Below are 19,204 nucleotides of genomic sequence, written 5' to 3'. Positions count from 1 at the left end.
GGGAACGCCACCACCTTGCCCGCAGACGGCGCCGAGCCACCGTGAAAGGGATCTGATGCCCGCATGAGCAGGCATGTCATTGCGGCCGGTTTGCACCGGCAGGTGCCACTGGGACGGCGACTCACCAAGGTGAACAGTGGCCGACGCCATTGGTGGATGGCGATCAAGATTGCCTGCCGTGCCGCCGATAAGGGCGCATCCCCCCGTTTTGGATACCCCCATGAACTACTTGAGGAACGTCAGGGTGGCCTGGCGTCTTGGGCTGGGCTTTGGCCTGTTGCTGCTGCTGGTTGCCGCCGTGGTGGCCACCGGCGCCACTGCCAGTGTCGTGCAGAAGCGCGCGATGCAGCAGGTGGTCGACGTCAGCGTGGCCAAGGTGCGCCTGTTGTCGCAGATGCTTGATGCCAACAACCAGATGATGGTGGTGCGCCGCGAGATGCTGATCCGCCAGGGTGATCACCGCACCAGCGACGAGAAGCGCATTGCTGATCTCGTCAAGCGCTACGAGGCCAGCTGGAGCGCCTACCAGGCGCTGCCCAGTGACGCCGAAGGCAAGGCCATCGCTGAAACCATCGCCGCCAAGCGAGCCATTGCTCGCCCGCTCAACAAGCAGACCAGCGAACTGATGGAGCAGGGCGATTATCCCGGTGCCGTGGCGCTGACCCTGGGCCCGGTGCAGGACGCCGCCAACGGATGGAACAAGGCGCTGTCCGATGGCGTGGACTTCGAGGAGAAGGAAAGCCGTGAGGCTGCCGCCGAGGCGATCCGCCTGGGCGAGCGCAGCCTGCTGCAGTTGCTGGTGCTGGGCGGCGTTGCGCTGCTTGCTGGCATCGGCGCCTCGGTGATGATCGGCCGCAGCCTGACCGGTCCGCTGGCGCGCGCGGTGAACCTGGCCGAGCGCCTGTCCAAGGGGCAGCTGGACCAGGAGTTCCGCCTCGGTGGCCGCGACGAGCTGACCCAGCTGGGTGAGGCGATGGCCAGCGTGCGCCAGAGTGTGCAGGCGGCGATCGGCGCGCAGTTGCAGATGGCGGAACAGCACGAGGCCGGCGCAATCCGCTATCGCATGGACGCCAGTGCGTTCCCCGGCGATTTCGGCCGCATGGTGCAGGCCACCAACAGCCTGGTCGAATCGCACGTGCAGGTGGAACTGCTGATGGCTGAAGTAATGCAGCGTTACGCCATCGGTGACCTCAGCCGCGACCTGCCGGACTACCCGGGCGAAAAGGGCACGTTGACCCGCACCTTGGCCGCGGTGAAGCAGAGCCTGATGGCGATCAACGCGCAGATCGATGAACTGGCCCGTGCCGCACGCGCCGGCGATTTCAGCATGCGTGGCGATGCCGGGGCCTTCCAGTACCAGTTCAAGACGATGGTCGAGCACCTCAACGGCATGATGGCCAGTTCGCAGGCCAGCATCGCCGATGTTTCCGACGTGCTGCGCGCGATCTCGCATGGCGACCTGACCGCACGCATGGAGGGCGAGTACGAAGGCGTGTTCGCGCGCATGCGCGACGATGCCAACACCACCACCGCGCAGCTGACCGGCATCGTCCGCGGCATCCAGGTGGCTGCCGACAGCATCAACAACGCGGCGCAGGAACTGGCCGCCGGCAACAACGACCTGTCGCGCCGAACCGAGCAGCAGGCGGCCAATCTGGAAGAAGCGGCCGCGTCGATGGAGGAGCTGACCTCCACCGTACGCCAGAACGCCGAACTGGCGCGTCAGGCCGACAGCGAAGCGCACGCTGCCGGCGCCGCCGTGCGCGAGACCGAGCAGGCGATGGCACAGATGGCATCGGTGATGGGCGAGATTGATCAGTCCTCGGCACGCATCTCGGAAATCTCCACGGTGATCGACGGCATCGCGTTCCAGACCAACATCCTGGCGCTGAATGCTGCAGTGGAAGCCGCGCGCGCGGGCGAGCAGGGGCGTGGCTTTGCGGTGGTCGCCAGCGAGGTGCGTACGCTCGCGCAGCGTGCCGGTGTCGCCGCCAAGGAAATCAAGGAGCTGATCGAAGACGCCGCTGCAAAGGTGAAGAGTGGCCTGGCCGTCACTGTTGAATCGGAAGCCGCGATCGCCCGCGTGGCCCAGGCCAGCTCGCGCACCACGCAGCTGATGAGCGACATCGCAGCGGCCAGCAAGGAACAGGCCGCCGGCATCGAGCAGGTCAACCAAGTGGTGGTGCAGATGGACCAGGTGACCCAGCAGAACGCTGCGCTGGTGGAAGAAGCCACTGCCGCCAGCCGCGCGCTGGAGGAACAGGCGCATGCACTGACCACGTCGATGGCGGTATTCAAGATGGAAGGCGCGGCGGTCTCCGCTGCGCCCCGTCGCGCAGCCTGAGCGGGCTGCCACTGCAGCGACAGGAATACGGCCGCCTTGAGCGGCCGTATTTCGCTGGAAGGGCCCCATCTACTGCTGCAGGCCCGTGCTGATGCTGACGCAGCCGAAGTTGCGGCATGGATGAGGACACTCCCCTTCTGACCGAAGCATCAGCCGCGCGCACGCGTACGCGCAGCTTTCTTCGCCGCCACTTTGCGCACGGACTTCTTCGCGGCCCGCGTCTTGGCTGCCTTCTTCGCGGCGGCGCTCCGCGAGGCGGCCGTACTCCCCTTCTTTGCCGCAGCCTTCTTCGCTGTCTTCTTTGCGGCCTTCTTTGTCGCGGTCGTGCGAGCCGGTGCCTTCTTTGCCACCGCCTTCTTTGCCACCGCTTTCTTCGCCGGCGCCTTCTTCGCTGCCGTCTTCCTGGTTGTCGACGTCTTGGCGGTCTTCTTGCGGGTCGCCTTCTTTGTAGTTTTGCGTGCACTGCCGTTACGCTTGCCGCCGCCGTCCTGCTTGTTCACGGTGGCCCAGGCAATGCGCTCGGCGGTGCCTTCACTCGCGCCGCGATCACGTTCGCTTTCCTCGATGTGCTCGGCCTGGCGCTTCTGCTTTTCGGTATATGCGGATTTGTCACCACGGGGCATGACTATTCTCCTGTCGTTGTGGTCAGGCCAGCAGGCGCAGCTTGGGCTCACGCGCCCACTGGCGGGTGGCGGCCGCCGCCAGGAATGCCTTGGCGTCTTCCGCTTCGACGATGCCGGCATCGTTGCCGACCCGCGCCGCCTTCAGCAGCGCTTGGCCTCCCGCGTCGCTGGCGATGGCCTTCAGGTGTGCCCACGCCTGGCTGACGAACTCCAGCGCGGCGCTCTCTTTCGACAACGCCTTTGATGCCTCTGCGCTCAGCACCACGGCCACCGCATCGAACACAGCCGATGGCGTGCCTGCCAGTTGCCCATCCGCCGCCTGCATCGCGCCATCGCTCAGCGTGGCGCCACCGACTTTGGGCGCGACCAGCTTCACGTCTGCACCTGCTTTCCTGGCTGCCTTGCTCAGGCTGGCAATGATGCGGGCGTCGGAGCCTTCGTCGAACAGAATGCCGATGCAGCGACCCTGCAGGGTAGGCTTGTTGCGTCCGATCACACGCACCTCGGGAGCGGGAGGCATGTCCCGCGCCGGGGTGGCGGTGGGTGCCGGGTCGGGCAGGGCGGGCAAGGCCAGACCATCGGCCACGCGCCGCGCCAGTGAGTCATCGATGTTGCGCAGGTGGCTGACGGTACGTACCCGCACCTTCAGCGTTTCCACCTTGGACAACTCGAACACCAGCGCCGATGCCAGGTGCGCCTGCTCCGGCGTTTCAAGGCTGCGGAAGAACATGCGGGCCTGGCTGTAGTGGTCGGCGAAACTCTCCGCGCGGGTACGGCCCTTGCGGCCATCGTCGGCGCTGGCGTGGCTGCGGAAACCCGCAGGCGTCTCACGCGGTGAGTCCTCCTGCAGCGAACTGGGATCGTAGGCCACCCGGCCCTTGGGCACGTGCATCTGCATGTGGCCATCGCGCTGATGATTGGCGAATGGGCACTTCGGGGCATTCACCGGGATCTGGTGGAAATTCGGGCCGCCAAGACGCAGCAGTTGGGTGTCCAGGTAGGAGAACAGGCGGCCCTGCAGCAGTGGGTCGTTGCTGAAGTCGATGCCCGGCGGCACGTTGGCCGGGCAGAACGCCACCTGTTCGGTCTCGGCGAAGAAGTTGTCGGGCCAGCGGTCCAGCACCATGCGCCCGATCACCTGCAACGGCACCAGCGATTCGGGAATGATCTTGGTCGGGTCCAGGTGATCGAACGGGAATGCGTCGGCTTCTTCTTCGGTGAACAACTGCACCGCCAGCTCCCATTCGGGAAAGTCGCCGCGCTGGATGGCCTCGAACAGGTCGCGGCGATGGAAGTCATTGTCGGCTGACTGCAGCTTCAGCGCTTCGTCCCAGACCGTTGACTGGATGCCCAGCTTTGGCCGCCAATGGAACTTGACGAAGGTCGACTCGCCCGCCTCGTTCAGCAGGCGGAAACTGTGCACGCCGAAGCCTTCGATCATGCGCAGCGAGCGCGGAATGGCACGGTCGCTCATTGCCCACATGATCATGTGCATCGACTCGGGCATCAGCGAAATGAAGTCCCAGAAGGTGTCGTGGGCCGAGGCGGCCTGCGGGAAGGCACGGTCCGGTTCCATCTTCACTGCGTGCACCAGGTCCGGGAATTTCATGGCGTCCTGGATGAAGAACACCGGAATGTTGTTGCCGACCAGGTCCCAGTTGCCCTCCCTGGTATAGAACTTGACCGCGAAGCCGCGCACGTCGCGCGGGGTATCCACCGAGCCTGCGCCACCGGCCACGGTCGAGAAGCGGGTGAATACGGGTGTCTTCACCCCTACCTCGGTCAGGATGCGCGCGCGGGTATGGGCGGCCAGTGACCGGGTCAACTCGAAGTAGCCATGTGCTGCGCTGCCACGTGCATGCACGATGCGCTCGGGAATGCGTTCGTGATCGAAGTGGGTGATCTTTTCACGCAGGATGAAGTCCTCCAGCAGCGTGGGCCCCCGAGGCCCCTGTCGCAGGGAGTTCTGGTTGTCTGCCACCGGGATGCCCTGATCGGTGGTCATCACCGGATGGCTGCCCCCGGCCTGCTGGTGGAGCTCATCGCCATTGCCCCGTGGGTGGCTTTCGGGCGGGGTGGTTGCGCGCTTGCCGGTCGGCTTGCTGGCGGCCATGGAGGGTGGCTCCGGATCGTCAAAGGGAACCACGACACTGGAACCGAGCCCGTTAAACCCCGGTCCGGCAAAGGTGAACGTACGGGCAAAAGCGGGCTCGGGTATGCTTGCCGCATGCGAGTCGAGCCCGCCGACATCGAAGCCTTGTTCGACGCCATCCCGGACGTGCTGTTCTTCATCAAGGACCGCCAGGGGCGGTACACCCACGTCAACCAGACCATGCTGCGACGGCTGGGCCTGCGCGCGCGCAAGGACGTGATCGGGCGCACGGCGGCCGAGATCTACCCGACCGGCCTCAGCGCGGACTATGTCGACCAGGATGCCCGCGTGCTGTCCGGCGAGGTGATCGAGAACCTGATGGAGCTGCACCTGTTCGCCAACCGCGAACCGGGCTGGTGCCTGACCTGCAAGCGCCCGCTGCTGGTCGATGGCGCCATCGAGGGCCTGATCGGCATTTCCCGCGACCTGGGCCAGAAGGACAGCCTCGGCACCCAGTATGAGCAGCTGCGGCTGGCGCTGGCCCACCTCAACGCGCACTACGCCGAGAACGTGCGCATGCAGACCCTGCTGGACATCACCGGCTTCTCGCTGTCCAAGCTGGAGCGCAGCTTCCGCAAGGTGTTCCAGATGACCCCGCAGCAGGTGCTGACCCGGCTGCGGATCCAGATGGCCATGCACCTGCTGCACGGTGACGAGAGCATCGCCAGCATCGGCCAGGCCTGCGGTTTCAGCGACCAGAGCGCCTTTACCCGCAAGTTCAAGGCTGAAACCGGTTTCTCGCCGCGTGCCTACCGCGCCCGTATTGGCGGTGGTGTCGGCGAGCCGGCGCTGGCCTGAGCCGGCTGCTGCGCTGTGCCTATCCCCGCGGGCATGGGACAGGGTAAGGTGTCGCCCCTGTAGCCCGCCGCCAGCCCTGCCGATGCCCAACTCGATTCCGACCGCTTCGCCCTCCCGCCTCGGACATTCGCTCAAGCCCCGCCAGCTGATCATGATGGGTCTGGGCAGTGCCATCGGCGCCGGCCTGTTCCTCGGTTCGGGCGTGGGTGTGCAGGCGGCCGGTCCGGCCGTTCTGGTCTCGTACTTGGTCGCTGGCGCGCTGGTGATCATCGTGATGAACGCTCTGGGCGAAATGGCGGCGGCCAAACCGACCAGCGGCGCGTTCTCGGTCTATGCCGCCGATGCCATGGGCGCCACCGCCGGTGCCACCGTCGGCTGGTTGTGGTGGGTGCAGCTGGTGATCGTGATCGCCGCCGAAGCGGTAGGCGCGGCCGGGCTGCTGGCCACGGTCTGGCCTGCGGTGCCGGTGCCGATGGCAGCGTTGGCCTTCATGCTGTTCTTCACCGCGATCAACCTGCTCGGGGTGAAGAACTTCGGCGAGTTCGAATTCTGGTTCGCCATCCTGAAAGTGGCGGCGATCCTGGCGTTCATTGCCATCGGTGTGGCGCTGCTGATGGGTTGGCTCCCGCAGGTGACCTCGCCTGGGCTGAGCAACTTCACCGAGCATGGTGGTTTTGCGCCGAAGGGCCTGGCCGGTATTGGCGCTGCACTGCTGGTTGTCGTTTTTGCCTTCGGCGGCACCGAGATCGTGGCCGTTGCGGCGGCGGAGACCGAAGATCCGGAGCGCAGCATCGCCCGTGCCATCCGCACCGTGGCGTGGCGCATCCTGGTGTTCTACATCGGCTCGCTGAGCGTGATCATCGCCGTGGTGCCGTGGACCAGCGAAGCGTTGAAGTCGCCCTTCGCCGCTGTGCTGGACATTGCCCGTATTCCGGGTGCCGGCAGCGCCATCACCCTGATCGCGGTGATCGCGCTGCTGTCGGCACTCAATGCCAACCTCTACGGCGCCTCGCGCATGATGTATTCACTGGCGCAGCGCCGCGAAGCCCCGGCCGTGCTGGGCTGGACCGATCCGCGCCAGGTGCCGGTGATTGCCGTGCTGGCCAGCGTGCTGTTCGGTTTCGCCGCCACGGTGATGGAACTGCTGTTCCCGGACCGGGTGCTGCCGGTGCTGCTGAACATCGTCGGTTCGACCTGCCTGCTGGTGTGGACGCTGTCGCTGGTCTCACAACTGGTGTTGCGCCGCCGCGCGGATCGTCTGGGTACCCGGCTGCCGTTCCGCATGGCGGGCTTCCCGTGGCTGACCTGCTGCGCGCTGGCGATCCTGGCGCTGATCTTCGGCCTGCTGCTGAGCGAGTCGCACACCCGCCTGCAGTTCCTGTCGATGGTGGCGCTGACCGCCACGATCGCCGCCGGCAGCGCCATCGCGCGGCGCATGCGCGAGGCGTGATTCTGTAGAGCCGACCCTACGGTCGAGGCTGCTGTTTGCGCGATCGCCAGCCGAGCATGGGCTCGGCTCTACAACAGGCACACACTCCGCGTGGCACTGTGCGCAGGTGGGCCGCCAGCGGCCCGTCGACCAGGAGTACCGCATGCTGCGCAGCCGTCCCTTCCTGATGTTCACCGGCCAGGCCGAGGCCGCGCTGGCCCTGTACGCCGAAGCCTTTGCCGATTTCCGCCTGCTGGCCCTGCAACGCCACCCCGAGGGGGCCGGCGCCGGCGTACCCGGACAGGTCCGCCAGGCCATCTTCCTGCTCGGTGGCACCCATTACCTGTGCTTCGACAGCCTGGATGTGCACGACTTCACCTTCAGCCCGTCGATCTCGCTGTTCGTCGAGTGCTCCGGTGCCGAGCAGTTCGAGCGTGCGGCACGCGTGCTGGGCGAGGGCGGCCATTGGTTGATGCCGGTGGGTGATTACGACTTCAGCAACCGCTATGGCTGGGTGCAGGACCGCTTCGGCGTATCGTGGCAGTTGAGCCTGGGACAGATGCCGGACCCGTGATCGGGTAATTGTGGGTGTGGACCTTGGTTCACACGCCCTCATGAAAACGGCCCGCTTGCGCGGGCCGTTTTCTTTATCGATGCAGTGAGGAATCAAGCCTCGACTTCATCATCCTTGTAGGCATCGACCGGGATGCAGGCGCACATCACGTTCTTGTCACCGTACACGTTGTCGACGCGTGCCACCGGCGGCCAGTACTTGCTCTGCTTCAGGCTGGCCAGCGGGAAGGCGGCCAGTTCGCGCGGATAGGCGTGGGTCCACTCGCTGGCGGTCACCGCGGTGGCGGTGTGCGGGGCGTTCTTCAGCGGGTTGTCCTCGCGGTCCAGGCGACCGTCTTCGATCGCGCTGATTTCCTCTCGGATCTGGATCATCGCGTTGATGAAACGGTCCAGCTCATGCAGCGACTCGCTCTCGGTTGGCTCGACCATCAGCGTGCCGGCCACCGGGAAGCTCAGGGTCGGGGCGTGGAATCCGAAGTCGATCAGGCGCTTGGCGACGTCCTCGGCGCCGATGCCGCTGGTCTTCTCCAGCGGGCGCACGTCGAGGATGCACTCGTGCGCCACCAGGCCGTTGCGGCCGGTGTACAGCGTCTTGAAGTGCGGCGCCAGGCGCTTGGCGATGTAGTTGGCGTTGAGCTGCGCGACCTGGGTGGCCTTGCGCAGGCCTTCGCGGCCCATCATCGCGATGTACATCCAGCTGATCGGCAGGATCGAGGCGCTGCCGAAGCTGGCGGCGCTGACCATGCCGACCGGGCCGTTGTCACCCAGCTTGCCCGGCAGGAACGGGGCCAGGTGTTCCTTGACCGCGCACGGGCCAACGCCCGGGCCGCCACCGCCGTGCGGAATGCAGAAGGTCTTGTGCAGGTTCAGGTGCGAAACGTCCGAACCCCACTTGCCGGGCTTGGCCACGCCGACCAGGGCGTTCATGTTGGCGCCGTCGGTGTACACCTGGCCGCCGTGCTTGTGGATGATCTCGCAGATCTCGACCACCTCTTCCTCGAACACGCCGTGCGTGGACGGGTAGGTCATCATGATCGCGGCCAGGCGGTCGCTGTACTTCTCGGCGTTGAGGCGGATGTCTTCCACATCGACATTGCCGTTGGCATCGGTCTTGGTGACCACCACCTTCATGCCGCACATCTGCGCCGAGGCCGGGTTGGTGCCGTGCGCCGAATCCGGGATCAGGCAGATGTCGCGGTGGCCTTCGCCGCGCGAGCGGTGGTAGGCGCGGATCGCCAGCAGGCCGGCGTACTCGCCCTGTGCGCCGGAGTTCGGCTGCAGGCTGACCGCGTCGTAGCCGGTGCATTCGACCAGCATCGCTTCCAGCGAATCAATCAGTTCCTTGTAGCCCAGCGCCTGGTCGGCCGGCACCAGCGGGTGGATCTGCGAGAACTCCGGCCAGGTCACCGGGATCATCTCGGCGGTGGCGTTGAGCTTCATGGTGCACGAACCCAGCGGGATCATCGTGCGGTCCATCGCCAGGTCCTTGTCGGCCAGCGAACGCAGGTAGCGCAGCAGTTCGTGCTCGCTGTGGTGGGTGTTGAACACCGGATGGGTCAGGAACGCAGACTGGCGCAGCAGGCCGGCCGGCAGCGCGTCGGCGGTGCTTGCGTCCAGCGCATCGATGTCGGCCTGCGCGCCGAACACGGCGGCCAGCGCGACCACGTCGGCGCGGGTGGCGGTCTCGTCCAGGCTGATGCCGACCGAGTCGCTGTCGATCGCGCGCAGGTTGTAACCGGCGGCGCGTGCCTTGGCATGGATCTCATCGGCGTGCACGCCGGTGACGTGCAGGGTGTCGAAGAAGTCGCCACCGACCTGTACGCCGGCGTTGCGCAGTGCCGCAGCCAGGATGGCGGCCAGGCGGTGGGTGCGGCGGGCGATGCGGGTCAGGCCTTCCGGGCCATGGTAGACCGCATACATCGAGGCCATCACTGCCAGCAGCACCTGTGCGGTACAGATGTTGGAGGTGGCCTTCTCGCGGCGGATGTGCTGCTCACGGGTCTGCAGGGTCAGTCGGTATGCCGGGTTGCCCTGGGCATCGACCGAAACGCCGATCAGGCGGCCCGGCATCGAGCGCTTGTAGGCGTCACGGCAGGCCATGAAGGCGGCGTGCGGGCCACCGAAGCCGAACGGCACGCCGAAACGCTGGCTGTTGCCGACCACGATGTCCGCGCCCCATTCGCCCGGGGCAGCCAGCAGGGTCAGGGCCAGCAGGTCGGTGGCCACGGCCACCAGGCCGCCGCGTGCGTGCACGGCATCGACCAGCGCCTTGTAGTCACCGACCTGGCCGAAGGTGTCCGGGTACTGCAGCAGCAGGCCGAAGGCTTCTGCTTCCAGTGCCTCGGCCGGGGTGCCGACGCGCAGCACGATGCCCATGGGCTCGGCGCGGGTGCGCAGCAGTTCCAGGGTCTGCGGGTGCACGGCATCGTGCACGAAGAAGGTGTCCGACTTCGACTTGGCCGAACGCTTGGCCAGGGTCATCGCTTCGGCGGCGGCAGTGGCTTCGTCCAGCAGCGAGGCGTTGGCGATCTCCATACCGGTCAGGTCGGCGCACAGGGTCTGGAAGTTGATCAGCGCTTCCATGCGGCCCTGCGAGATTTCCGCCTGGTACGGGGTGTAGGCGGTGTACCAGGCCGGGTTTTCCAGGATGTTGCGCAGGATCACGTTCGGCGTGTGGGTACCGTAGTAGCCCTGGCCGATGAAGCTGCGCAGCACGGTGTTCTTGTCGGCGATCGCGCGGATCTTCGCCAGTGCCTGCACTTCGGTCATCGACTCCGGCAGCGCCAGCGGCGCCGGCGACTTGATCTTGGCCGGCACGATGGCATCGGTCATCGCATCCAGCGACGCGTGGCCGACGACGTCGAGCATCTGCGCGATCTCGGCATCGTTGGGGCCGATGTGACGCTCGACGAACGCATTGTGGTGCTCGAGCTCACGCAGGGAAGGGGTGTTCTGGGACATGGCGAAGGATCCGTCAGGAAAGGGCACACGCACGGGCACAAGCCGCCGGTCGGCGGTCTGCGGGGCGCCCCTCTGTCCTTTTGCCTGAGAGTTTGGAAGCGCGGAAAACCGCAGCTTCGTGCCCCTTCGGCGCCGGATCGAACCGGTCTCTCCAGAGTTCTGTTACGGGTGGTATCGGGCCTGAGCGATTACGGGCGTTGCGCCTTCGGCAGCGGTGTTCCGCTTCTCCCACCGTGTTGCCCGCGGATTATAGCCCGTTGCGGGCCCGCTGGCCGCCTCCCGGCACGGCCCCGCGGCTGAATGGCCGATGGCCCGGCCATGCGTTCTGTGCACCGCTGCATGGCATCGGGCGCAATCCCCACCTATGATGGGCGGATACCTGAATTCATCTGGCGCCCTCCCTGCAGACGGGGACCGGCGCCCGCCGTGCGTGCCGCGCATGGCCCTGCCGGACGCCTTTCCCATGACAGCCGCTGTTGCTCCCTCCACCCGCCGCATGGCCCTGCTGCTTGCCGGCCTGGCCATGTTCGGCCCGTTCTCGATCGACACCATCTTCCCCGCGTTCCCGCAGCTGGCGCAGCGCCTGTCGGTGGACGAGGTGGCGGTGCAGCAGACCATCAGCGTGTACCTGCTGTTCTATGGCCTGATGAGCCTGGCGCATGGCCCGCTGTCCGATGCGTGGGGGCGCAAGCGGGTGATCCTCGGTGGCCTGGTGGTGTTCGTCGGCGCCTCGGTCGGCTGTGCGCTGTCCACCGATCTGGCCACGCTGCTGGCGTTCCGCGCGCTGCAGGGCCTGTCGGCGGGTGTCGGCATGATCGTCGGCCGCGCGGTGATCCGCGATCTCTACCATGGCCACGACGCGCAGCGCCTGATGAGCCAGGTGTCGATGCTGTTCGGCATCGCCCCGGCCATCGCGCCGATCATCGGTGGCTGGATCCTGCTCAGTGGCGCCGGCTGGCCGCTGATTTTCTGGTTCCTGGTGGTGTTCGCGCTGGTCCTGCTGGCAGCCACTGCACGCTACCTGCCGGAGACCCATCCGGTCGAAGCGCGCGTGCCGTTGTCGCCGCACGCGTTGATGCGCGATTACGTGCGCATCGGTTTCAACCCGCGCTTCCTGCGCCTGGCGCTGGCCGGCAGCATCGGCTTCGGTGGCATCTTCCTGTACATCTCGTCGGCGCCGGTGTTCGTGATGCAGCACCTGCACCTGGGCGAGGGCGGTTTCGCCTGGTTGTTCATCCCCACCATCGGCGGCATGACCACCGGCTCGTTCCTGTCCGGGCGCATGGCCGGGCACACCACGCCCACCCGCCAGGTCGCCATCGGTTTCAGCCTGTGCGCGCTGTCGGCGCTGCTGAATGTCGGCTACGTGGCGCTGTCGCCGCAGTTCGTGTTGCCGTGGGCAGTGCTGCCGATCTTCCTGGGCGGCATGGGCATGGCGCTGATCTTCCCGATCCTGGCGCTGGCGGTGCTGGACATGTATCCGCACCAGCGCGGCCTGGCGTCGTCGCTGCAGGCCTTCGTGCAGCTGATGATCAGCACCGTGGTGGCCGGCGTGGTGTCGCCGTTGCTCAGTGCCAGCCCGCTGCACCTGGCGCTGGGCCAGGCCGCGTTCTTTGGCGCCGGCTTCGTGTTCTGGTACTGGGAGCACCGGCTTGAGCGCGCGGCGCAGGCAGCCTGCACGGGCGATTGAGCAGCGCGCAGGGGTAGGGCACGCCGCGATGCCCGTAACGCTTGCGGCGAGGAACGACCGGACTAGGCTGGGGACTCCAGCCAGCCGGTGCGTGGATGCACGACAGCCAGCCGATCCGATGTCGTTGCATGAGGTTCCCCCATGGCTGCGCAGCAGACCTACCGCCTGTTCGAGGTGGCGCTGAAGGAGCGCCGCGTTCTTTCTCCTTCCCTGGACCGCATGGTATTCACCGGTGCCGACGTGGCGCGGATGAAGACCGAAGGCCCGGACCAGCGCATCAAGGTGTTCTTCCCCTTGCCCGGCCAGGACGTGCCGCCGGTGCCCAGCGGCGAGGACTGGTACCCGCGCTACCGGGCGCTGCCGGACGACCAGCGTCCGCCCATGCGCACCTACACCATCCGCCACCTGCGCGCCGAGCAGGGCGAGGTCGACGTTGATTTCGTGCTTCATGGCGAGACCGGGCCGGCCTCGCGCTGGGCCATCCACGCGCGACCGGGCGACCGCGTAGTGCTGCTGGCCCCCGATGCCGACTGTGCCGACAGCAGCGAAGGCTGGGAATGGAAACCGCCGATGGGAGTCGGCCAGGTGCTGCTGGTGGCGGATGAAACCGCGCTGCCGGCGGTGGCCGGCATCCTCGAGGAACTGGCGGCCATGGTCGATCCGCCGCGCACGCTGGCGCTGCTGGAGGTGGCGCAGGCCGGTGATGCCGTGCACCTGAAGGCGCCCTCCAGCGCCGAGCTGGTCTGGCTGCCGCGCGGGCGGGCCGCCTACGGACAGCCGTTGCTGCAGGCGGTCCAGGCGCGGTTGGCAGCGGCCCCGGGCGCGGCTGCCGGCGATGCGCCGGATGAGATCGACGTCGATACGCAGATCCTCTGGGAGCAGGCCGATACCCGCGTGGCCGGACCGCTGTATGCCTGGGTGGCAGGCGAGGCGGCGGCGGTAATGGCGATCCGTCGCCACCTGGTCCGCGACTGCGGGCTGGACCGCCGCGCGATCACCTTCATGGGCTACTGGCGGCACGGCAAGGTGCTGGACTGACCGTGCTGGATCGAGCACGCGTGAAGCAGCGCTGCGGGCGGGGTGCGCTATCCTTGCGCCCCCCTTCGCAGCGGTACCGCACCATGTCCACCAGCTCCAAGACCCGCCGCGACCAGCGCCGTCGCCAGGAAAAACAGGCCGCCAACAAGGCCGCCGCGCAGGCGTCGCCGGTGGAGCCGCATGCCGAACTGCGCGACGCGCAGCGCACCCTGCTGGCCGGTGTCGTTCGCCGCGATGGCGAATGGGTGCTGGGCATGGATGGCCGCATCGCCGGCCACAGCGAGAGCGCTGCGCAGGTGCTGGCGCTGATCATGCAGGCCGGTGAGCTGCACGAACGCAATGGCACGCCGGTGCGCCTGATGTACTCCGACGCGCTGCGCGACGCCGCGTACGCCGAAGCGAAAGAGAAGGGCCAGACCTTCGAGGAGTTCAAGGCCGAGCTGGCCGCGGCGATGGCAGCGAAGAAGAACAGCTGATCCGCCGTGGGTAGCGCCGGGCCATGCCCGGCGAGCGCAGCGGTGCGATGAAGAGCCGCCGGGCATGGCCCGGCGCTACATCAGGGGCGGATCCTCGCGGACCCGCCCCTTTTCTCATTTCGCCGCCGGGGCCGCGTTGGTCTGCCAGCCGCACATCTGGCCTTCGTTCTGCTGCTTCAGCCACTCGTTGACCGGTGTGAAGTACTCGATCATCGGGCCGGCATCGAGCTTGTCGGTGCCGGTCAGCTCCTTCAGCGTGGCCTGCCACGGCTGGCTGGCACCCTTGCTCAGCATCGCCCAGTACTTCTGGCCGGCTTCCTTGTTGCCGTAGAAGGTGCACTCATGCAGCGGGCCCTTGTACCCCGAGGCGTCGCACAGGCCCTTGTAGAACTGGAACTGCAGGATGCGCGCCAGGAAGTAACGGGTGTACGGGGTGTTGCCCGGCACGTGATACTTCGCGCCCGGATCGAAGAATTCTTCGCCACGGCTGCTGGCCGGGGCCACGCCCTGGTACTTGGCCTTCAGGTCCCACCATGCCTTGTTGTAGTTGTCGGCGGTGATCGAGCCATCGAACACGCCCCAGCGCCAGCGGTCGATCATCAGTCCGAATGGCAGGAACGACACGCCCGACAGCGCCATGCGCATCTGGTTGTTGATGACCGCCTCGCGGCTTTCGGTCGGCGCGTCGACCAGGCCGATCGAGCTGAGGTACTTGGGCGTCATCGCCAGCACGATGGTGTCGCCGATCGCTTCATGGAAGCCGTCGTTGGCACCGCCCTGGAACAGCGGCGGCAGCGGGTTGTAGGCCAGGTCGTAATAGATGTGGCCCAGCTCGTGGTAGATGGTGGTGAAATTCTCTTCGTTCGGCTTGATGCACATCTTTGTGCGCACGTCGCCTTCCATGTTCATGTCCCAGGCGCTGGCGTGGCAGACCACGTCGCGGTCGTCAGGCTTGATGAACTGGGTTTTTTCCCAATACGACTGCGGCAGTGACGGCATGCCCAGCGACACGTAGAAGTCCTGCGCGCGCTCGGTCATCTGCTTGGCGGTGCGCAGTTCGGCTTCGCGCTGCGCCTTGTACTGGGCCGCCACACTGGCGTCCTTGCCGGCCTTGGCCAGCGCCGCGCTCAGGTTGGTCTGGTACTGCTTTTCCAGTGCAGCGGTGATGTCCAGGCTGCCGGCACCCGGGTATGGTTCCAGCTGGTCCCACAGGTTGGACCAGTCCTGCTGCCACATGTTGCCCAGCAGGTGCGCGGCGATCAGGCCATTGCCCACTTCGGCCTTGTCCTTGCCGTAGGTCTTGTCCAGCTTGGCGCGCGCATAGCAGTGCAGCTGTTCGTACATCGGCTTGACCTGTTCCCACAGGCGATCGGTTTCCGGGCCGATCTGCTCCGGCGGCATGTCATAGCCGCTGCGCCACATCTGGCCGGCATCGGTGAAGCCCATGCCCTTGGCGCCTTCGTTCACCAGGCCGACGAACTTCTGATAGTCGCCGCGCATGTTCTTGGTGGTGCTGTGCCAGCCCTGCCAGGCGTCGAGCTGCTTGTCGTAGTCGCGGCTGCGTGCCAGCACCTGCTCCAGCTCGCCCAGCTGCCGGCAGGAGTTCGGGTCGTTGGCATCGGTGCAGTACTTGCCGGCGCCATAGCTGCCTTCCATGCGGGTGGCGATCTGGGTCAGCTCGGCCAGTTTGGCCGGGTCGCGCGGCGCCGGCATCGAGGACATCAGCTTCAGCAGGTGGATCGCGCGCTTGCTGTCCTCGCTCATCGGCTTGCCGTCGAACTTGGCGGCCTGTTCGATCCAGCTGTTGAGCTGGGTCAACGAGCGTTCGTTGGCTTTGGCTGCGATGCGTTCGGAATCACTGTTGATGTAGGTGGAGGACAGCCATTGCGCCGAGGTCATCTCCGGGTAGGCGGCCTTGAACTCGGCATTGATGCGGGCCACGAACTGGTCGGCGGTTTCGCCGGCCGGGGCGCTGCTGCTGGCGGTATCGGTGCCTGGAGCAGCTTCCTTCTTGCAGGCGGCCAGGGCCAGCGTGGCGGCGGCGATTGCCGAGGCCAGCAGGAGATGACGGTGTTTCACGGGCGGTCCTTGGGTGGTGAACGACGGCCGAAGGCTAGTGGGCCGTCGCTGCCACCGCAAGTGGCGGAAGTCGGCCGGGCCGCGCCCGGCACCCGCAGAGGCTTTCAAGCAACGGCAAAGCCGAAGCAACAGCAACAGCGGACTATCCGTGGTTTGGCGGGGCGGGGCGGGTCCGGTTGCGGGGGGCGCCGTAAATCCGTCCATGGAGGCTCGGTCGCGCCATCCATGGCGCTCACGCCCCCGCAACCGGACCCACCCCGCCTTCGACAGATTTCCGCGACCTGTCATTGATCCACGCCATGCGTGGATGCTTTTCGAATTCAATTCGACTATTCGATTCCGATGGAAATTCATCCACGCATGGCGTGGATCTACCAGATCGGGACAATCTGTCAGAGGTGGAGCGGTGTCGGAGTGCGGGGTGTCAGCCGCATGGATGCGGCTGCCAAGCCTACATGGACGTACTTGCGGCGTCCCCGCATTCCGACACCGCCCCGCCAAGCCACGAATCGCCTGCTTCTGCTGTTGCCGTTGCTTGTGCAGTGGCCTCGGCGGGTGCAGGGCGCAGCCCTGCCGACAAACCCTCAACTCTCGCAGTTGGCGAACACGTCGCGGTCGCGCTCGTATAGCGAGGTCTTCACCTGCATCAGGCCCAGCACCGACGGGAACAGGTTGTCATGGTCGGTATATGCCGTCGAGCGCTTGCGCACGCATTGCAGGTCCAACCCGCGGCTGCTCGCGAAGCCCGGCGAGAACCACATCGTCATCGGTACCCGGGTCTGCTCGGCCGGGGCGATGGCGTAGGGCACGCCGTGCAGGAACAGGCCTTTTTCGCCCAGCGACTCGCCATGGTCGGACAGGTAGATCATCGCCGTGTCGTAGTCCTGCATGCCCTGCAGCGTGCCGATGGTCTTGCTCAGGAAGTGATCGGTGTACAGCACGGCATTGTCGTAGCTGTTGGTGATCTCTTCGCGCGAGCAGCGGCCGATGTCACGGGTGTCGCAGGTTGGCTTGAAGCGGGCAAAGGCGGCCGGATAACGCTCGAAGTACGCAGGGCCATGGTTGCCCAGCTGGTGCAGCACCACCACCCGGTCGCCGGGCCTGGCCCGCACCTGGGTGGCCAGGTCCTGCAGCAGGATCTCATCCATGCAGCGGCCATCGGCGCACAGGCCCGGCGTGGTGGCATCGGACAGCGACTGGAAGTCCAGGCCTTCGCACACGCCCTTGCAGCCGGACTGGTTGTCACGCCACAACGGCACGATGCCGGCGCGGTCCAGGACGTGCAGCAGCGACTGGTGCGCACGGATCTTCTTTTCGTCGTAGTCGTGACGACCCCATGGCGAGAACAGGCACGGTAGCGAAACCTCGGTGCTGGTGCCGCACGAGTGCATGTCCGGGAAATTGATCACGCTGGCCTGCGCCAGTTCCGGGGTGGTGTTGCGGCCACCGTTGAGCCCCCAGTTCTGCGCACGCACGGTCTCGCCCATGACGATCACCAGCAGGCGCGGCTTGCTGGCCGGCGCGCGCGGGGTGGCCTTGGCATCGGTACCGATCGGCAGCTTCGGCGCGCGCTGCACCGGATTGTCGCCACGCAATGCACGCGGCATGCCCAACAGGACATTGGCCGGTGTCGCGAGATAGCGCACTTCACGCTGGTTGCGCATCAGTGCCGAGACATCCTGGAACGAGATCAGGGCACCGCCGATGGCGGTCACTGCGGCCACCGCCAGGAAGCCCAGCCGCGACATCAGGCTGCGGCCCCAGCTGCGGCGGCGCAGCTGCACGCGCCACAGCACGATCATCGGCAGCACCGCAAGCAACAGCACCGGCCACAGCAGCGACACGGTCATCAGCTCGCGGCTTTCCTTGGGGTCGGTCGCCAGCACGTTGCGCAGCATGTCCGCATCCAGGTAGATGTGGTAGCGGCTCATGTAGTGCGCGGCGAATGCGGTCACCAGCAGCAGCAGGCTGATCACCACCTTGGCGTTCCAGCGCCAGACCAGGATGCCCAGCAGCACGCCGTGAGCGCCCAGCAGCAACAGCAGCAGTGAAAGCGCGTAGCGCAGGCTGCCTGGATGGCTGGCCATCGCGCTGTGCCAGAACAGGCCATTGCCGGCCACCGCGAAGAACAGGCTGGTCAGCGCGATCAGCGCTTCGGTGGACAGCTGCGGCCGCCAGTGGCGTAGACCCGCAAGGGCGGGGAGGCGGGCGGGCCGTTGGACCGATGCGCTCATGCGTTTGCCTCCTGGCGGTTGGCATGGTTCGGTTGACGGTGTGTCAGGACGCGCTTGACGATGAGATACAGGCCCAGCGAAAGCAACCAGCAGATCAATGCAGTGGCAACGTCATGCGAAAGGAAATGTGCACCGCGCAGCTGCTGGCTGATGCCGAACACCAGGCCGGCGCCGAGGCCGATCCACAACCCGGTCCAGCGCCACGACGGGCGCCATAGCAGGGCGAAATAGTACAGACACAGCCAGGCGTAGCCAGCACTGGCGTGACCGGCCGGGAAGCAGGCCTGCGCGGCCATGCCAGCGGGGCGCGCCGTGAAAAGCCCGATGAAAGGCTGGTGGCCACCGTAGCGCAGCAGGTCCCACGGGCATTCCATCGGCACCAGCGACTTCAGCAGGGAGATCGCGCCGGTGCCCAGTGCCATGGCAATCACGACATAAAGCAGCGCCCATTGCAGGGTGCGATCGCGACCCTTACGCCAGTGGTGGAAGCACAGCAGGATCACGACCAGCGCCGCCGCCGTGCTCAACCATTTGCCGGCCTTGTGCACGACGCTGCGGGTGATCCAGGCGTCCTGCAGCGCCCAGTGGCTGCCTTCAAGACGGAACAGGTGATCGGCCACCCATTGATCACCGCCGAAGTCCATCAGCAGCGTAAACAATGGCAGACCGATTGCGACAGGCAGCCAGAGGTGAGTTACGGCAAATCGAGACGCCAGTGGTGTCGCAAGCGGCGCTACCGAATCAAGGGGACGGACGGGCATGCTGGGGGAGGGCGGTTTGGGAATCCGCAGTCATGCTCGTCACCTG

At 66.4% G+C, this 19,204-nt stretch carries 13 protein-coding genes, 1 pseudogene and 1 riboswitch; of the genes and pseudogenes, 8 read left to right on the top strand and 6 right to left on the bottom strand.

The features are described from left to right. Window positions 1-220 precede the first annotated feature (220 nt). Both AC5P8C_RS19165 and AC5P8C_RS19160 read left to right on the top strand, forming a co-directional pair. Complete coding sequence (locus AC5P8C_RS19165) at window positions 221-2,344, top strand: methyl-accepting chemotaxis protein (protein ID WP_495219247.1); 2,124 nt, start codon at window positions 221-223, stop codon at window positions 2,342-2,344. Window positions 2,345-2,392: 48 nt separating this feature from the next. Then, a pseudogene (locus AC5P8C_RS19160) lies at window positions 2,393-2,485 on the top strand (alpha/beta fold hydrolase); the annotation flags it as partial. 8 nt (window positions 2,486-2,493) lie between these two features. On the opposite strand, the gene AC5P8C_RS19155 reads toward AC5P8C_RS19160, so the two are convergent. Both AC5P8C_RS19155 and AC5P8C_RS19150 read right to left on the bottom strand, forming a co-directional pair. Beyond that, the gene (locus AC5P8C_RS19155; RefSeq protein WP_019660032.1) at window positions 2,494-2,967 is read right to left on the bottom strand and encodes a hypothetical protein; all 474 of its coding nucleotides are present in this window, start codon (window positions 2,965-2,967) and stop codon (window positions 2,494-2,496) included. Between the two features lie 22 nt (window positions 2,968-2,989). Then, the gene (locus AC5P8C_RS19150) at window positions 2,990-5,080 is read right to left on the bottom strand and encodes a catalase (protein ID WP_313508906.1); all 2,091 of its coding nucleotides are present in this window, start codon (window positions 5,078-5,080) and stop codon (window positions 2,990-2,992) included. 114 nt (window positions 5,081-5,194) lie between these two features. On the opposite strand from AC5P8C_RS19150, the gene AC5P8C_RS19145 reads away from it, so the two are divergent. The 3 genes from AC5P8C_RS19145 to AC5P8C_RS19135 all read left to right on the top strand — a co-directional run bounded on the left by AC5P8C_RS19145 (window position 5,195) and on the right by AC5P8C_RS19135 (window position 7,920). After that, entirely contained in the window at window positions 5,195-5,917 is a 723-nt protein-coding gene (locus AC5P8C_RS19145) for a helix-turn-helix transcriptional regulator (RefSeq protein ID WP_019660030.1), read from the top strand. 82 nt (window positions 5,918-5,999) lie between these two features. After that, window positions 6,000-7,367 carry an amino acid permease gene (locus AC5P8C_RS19140; RefSeq protein WP_019660029.1) on the top strand — a complete coding sequence of 456 codons (1,368 nt, stop codon included), beginning with the start codon at window positions 6,000-6,002 and terminating at the stop codon, window positions 7,365-7,367. Between the two features lie 142 nt (window positions 7,368-7,509). Continuing rightward, window positions 7,510-7,920: a VOC family protein gene (locus tag AC5P8C_RS19135; protein WP_005418291.1), complete on the top strand. Its 411-nt coding sequence runs from the start codon at window positions 7,510-7,512 to the stop codon at window positions 7,918-7,920. 92 nt (window positions 7,921-8,012) lie between these two features. Here the strand turns inward: AC5P8C_RS19135 and gcvP are convergent, their stop codons facing one another. Next, window positions 8,013-10,880 (bottom strand): aminomethyl-transferring glycine dehydrogenase, encoded by a 2,868-nt coding sequence (gcvP, locus tag AC5P8C_RS19130; protein WP_019660028.1) that lies wholly within the window; start codon window positions 10,878-10,880, stop codon window positions 8,013-8,015. A gap of 62 nt (window positions 10,881-10,942) precedes the next feature. Further along, window positions 10,943-11,045, bottom strand: a riboswitch (glycine riboswitch). A gap of 298 nt (window positions 11,046-11,343) precedes the next feature. Between gcvP and AC5P8C_RS19125 the strand changes: the two genes are divergently transcribed. The 3 genes from AC5P8C_RS19125 to AC5P8C_RS19115 all read left to right on the top strand — a co-directional run bounded on the left by AC5P8C_RS19125 (window position 11,344) and on the right by AC5P8C_RS19115 (window position 14,084). Next, window positions 11,344-12,570, top strand: coding sequence for a multidrug effflux MFS transporter (locus AC5P8C_RS19125; RefSeq protein WP_134732050.1), 1,227 nt, complete (start codon window positions 11,344-11,346; stop codon window positions 12,568-12,570). Window positions 12,571-12,711: 141 nt separating this feature from the next. Further along, a complete protein-coding gene (locus tag AC5P8C_RS19120; protein ID WP_019660027.1) occupies window positions 12,712-13,608 on the top strand; it encodes a siderophore-interacting protein in 897 nt (298 codons plus the stop codon). A gap of 83 nt (window positions 13,609-13,691) precedes the next feature. After that, entirely contained in the window at window positions 13,692-14,084 is a 393-nt protein-coding gene (locus AC5P8C_RS19115; RefSeq protein ID WP_019660026.1) for a hypothetical protein, read from the top strand. Between the two features lie 114 nt (window positions 14,085-14,198). Here the strand turns inward: AC5P8C_RS19115 and AC5P8C_RS19110 are convergent, their stop codons facing one another. The 3 genes from AC5P8C_RS19110 to AC5P8C_RS19100 all read right to left on the bottom strand — a co-directional run bounded on the left by AC5P8C_RS19110 (window position 14,199) and on the right by AC5P8C_RS19100 (window position 19,158). Beyond that, window positions 14,199-16,163 (bottom strand): M2 family metallopeptidase, encoded by a 1,965-nt coding sequence (locus AC5P8C_RS19110; RefSeq protein ID WP_019660025.1) that lies wholly within the window; start codon window positions 16,161-16,163, stop codon window positions 14,199-14,201. Window positions 16,164-16,747: 584 nt separating this feature from the next. Beyond that, on the bottom strand, window positions 16,748-18,397 hold the full coding sequence (locus tag AC5P8C_RS19105; RefSeq protein WP_233653868.1) for a phosphoethanolamine transferase: 1,650 nt from the start codon (window positions 18,395-18,397) through the stop codon (window positions 16,748-16,750). Continuing rightward, window positions 18,394-19,158 (bottom strand): phosphatase PAP2 family protein, encoded by a 765-nt coding sequence (locus AC5P8C_RS19100; RefSeq protein WP_019662183.1) that lies wholly within the window; start codon window positions 19,156-19,158, stop codon window positions 18,394-18,396. Before AC5P8C_RS19100 ends, AC5P8C_RS19105 begins: the two co-directional genes overlap by 4 nt. Window positions 19,159-19,204: the final 46 nt, after the last annotated feature.

The sequence above is a fragment of the Stenotrophomonas sp. YJH_SMC_46 genome (genome assembly GCF_059370315.1).
This window is presented reverse-complemented; position numbering and strand designations above follow the sequence as displayed.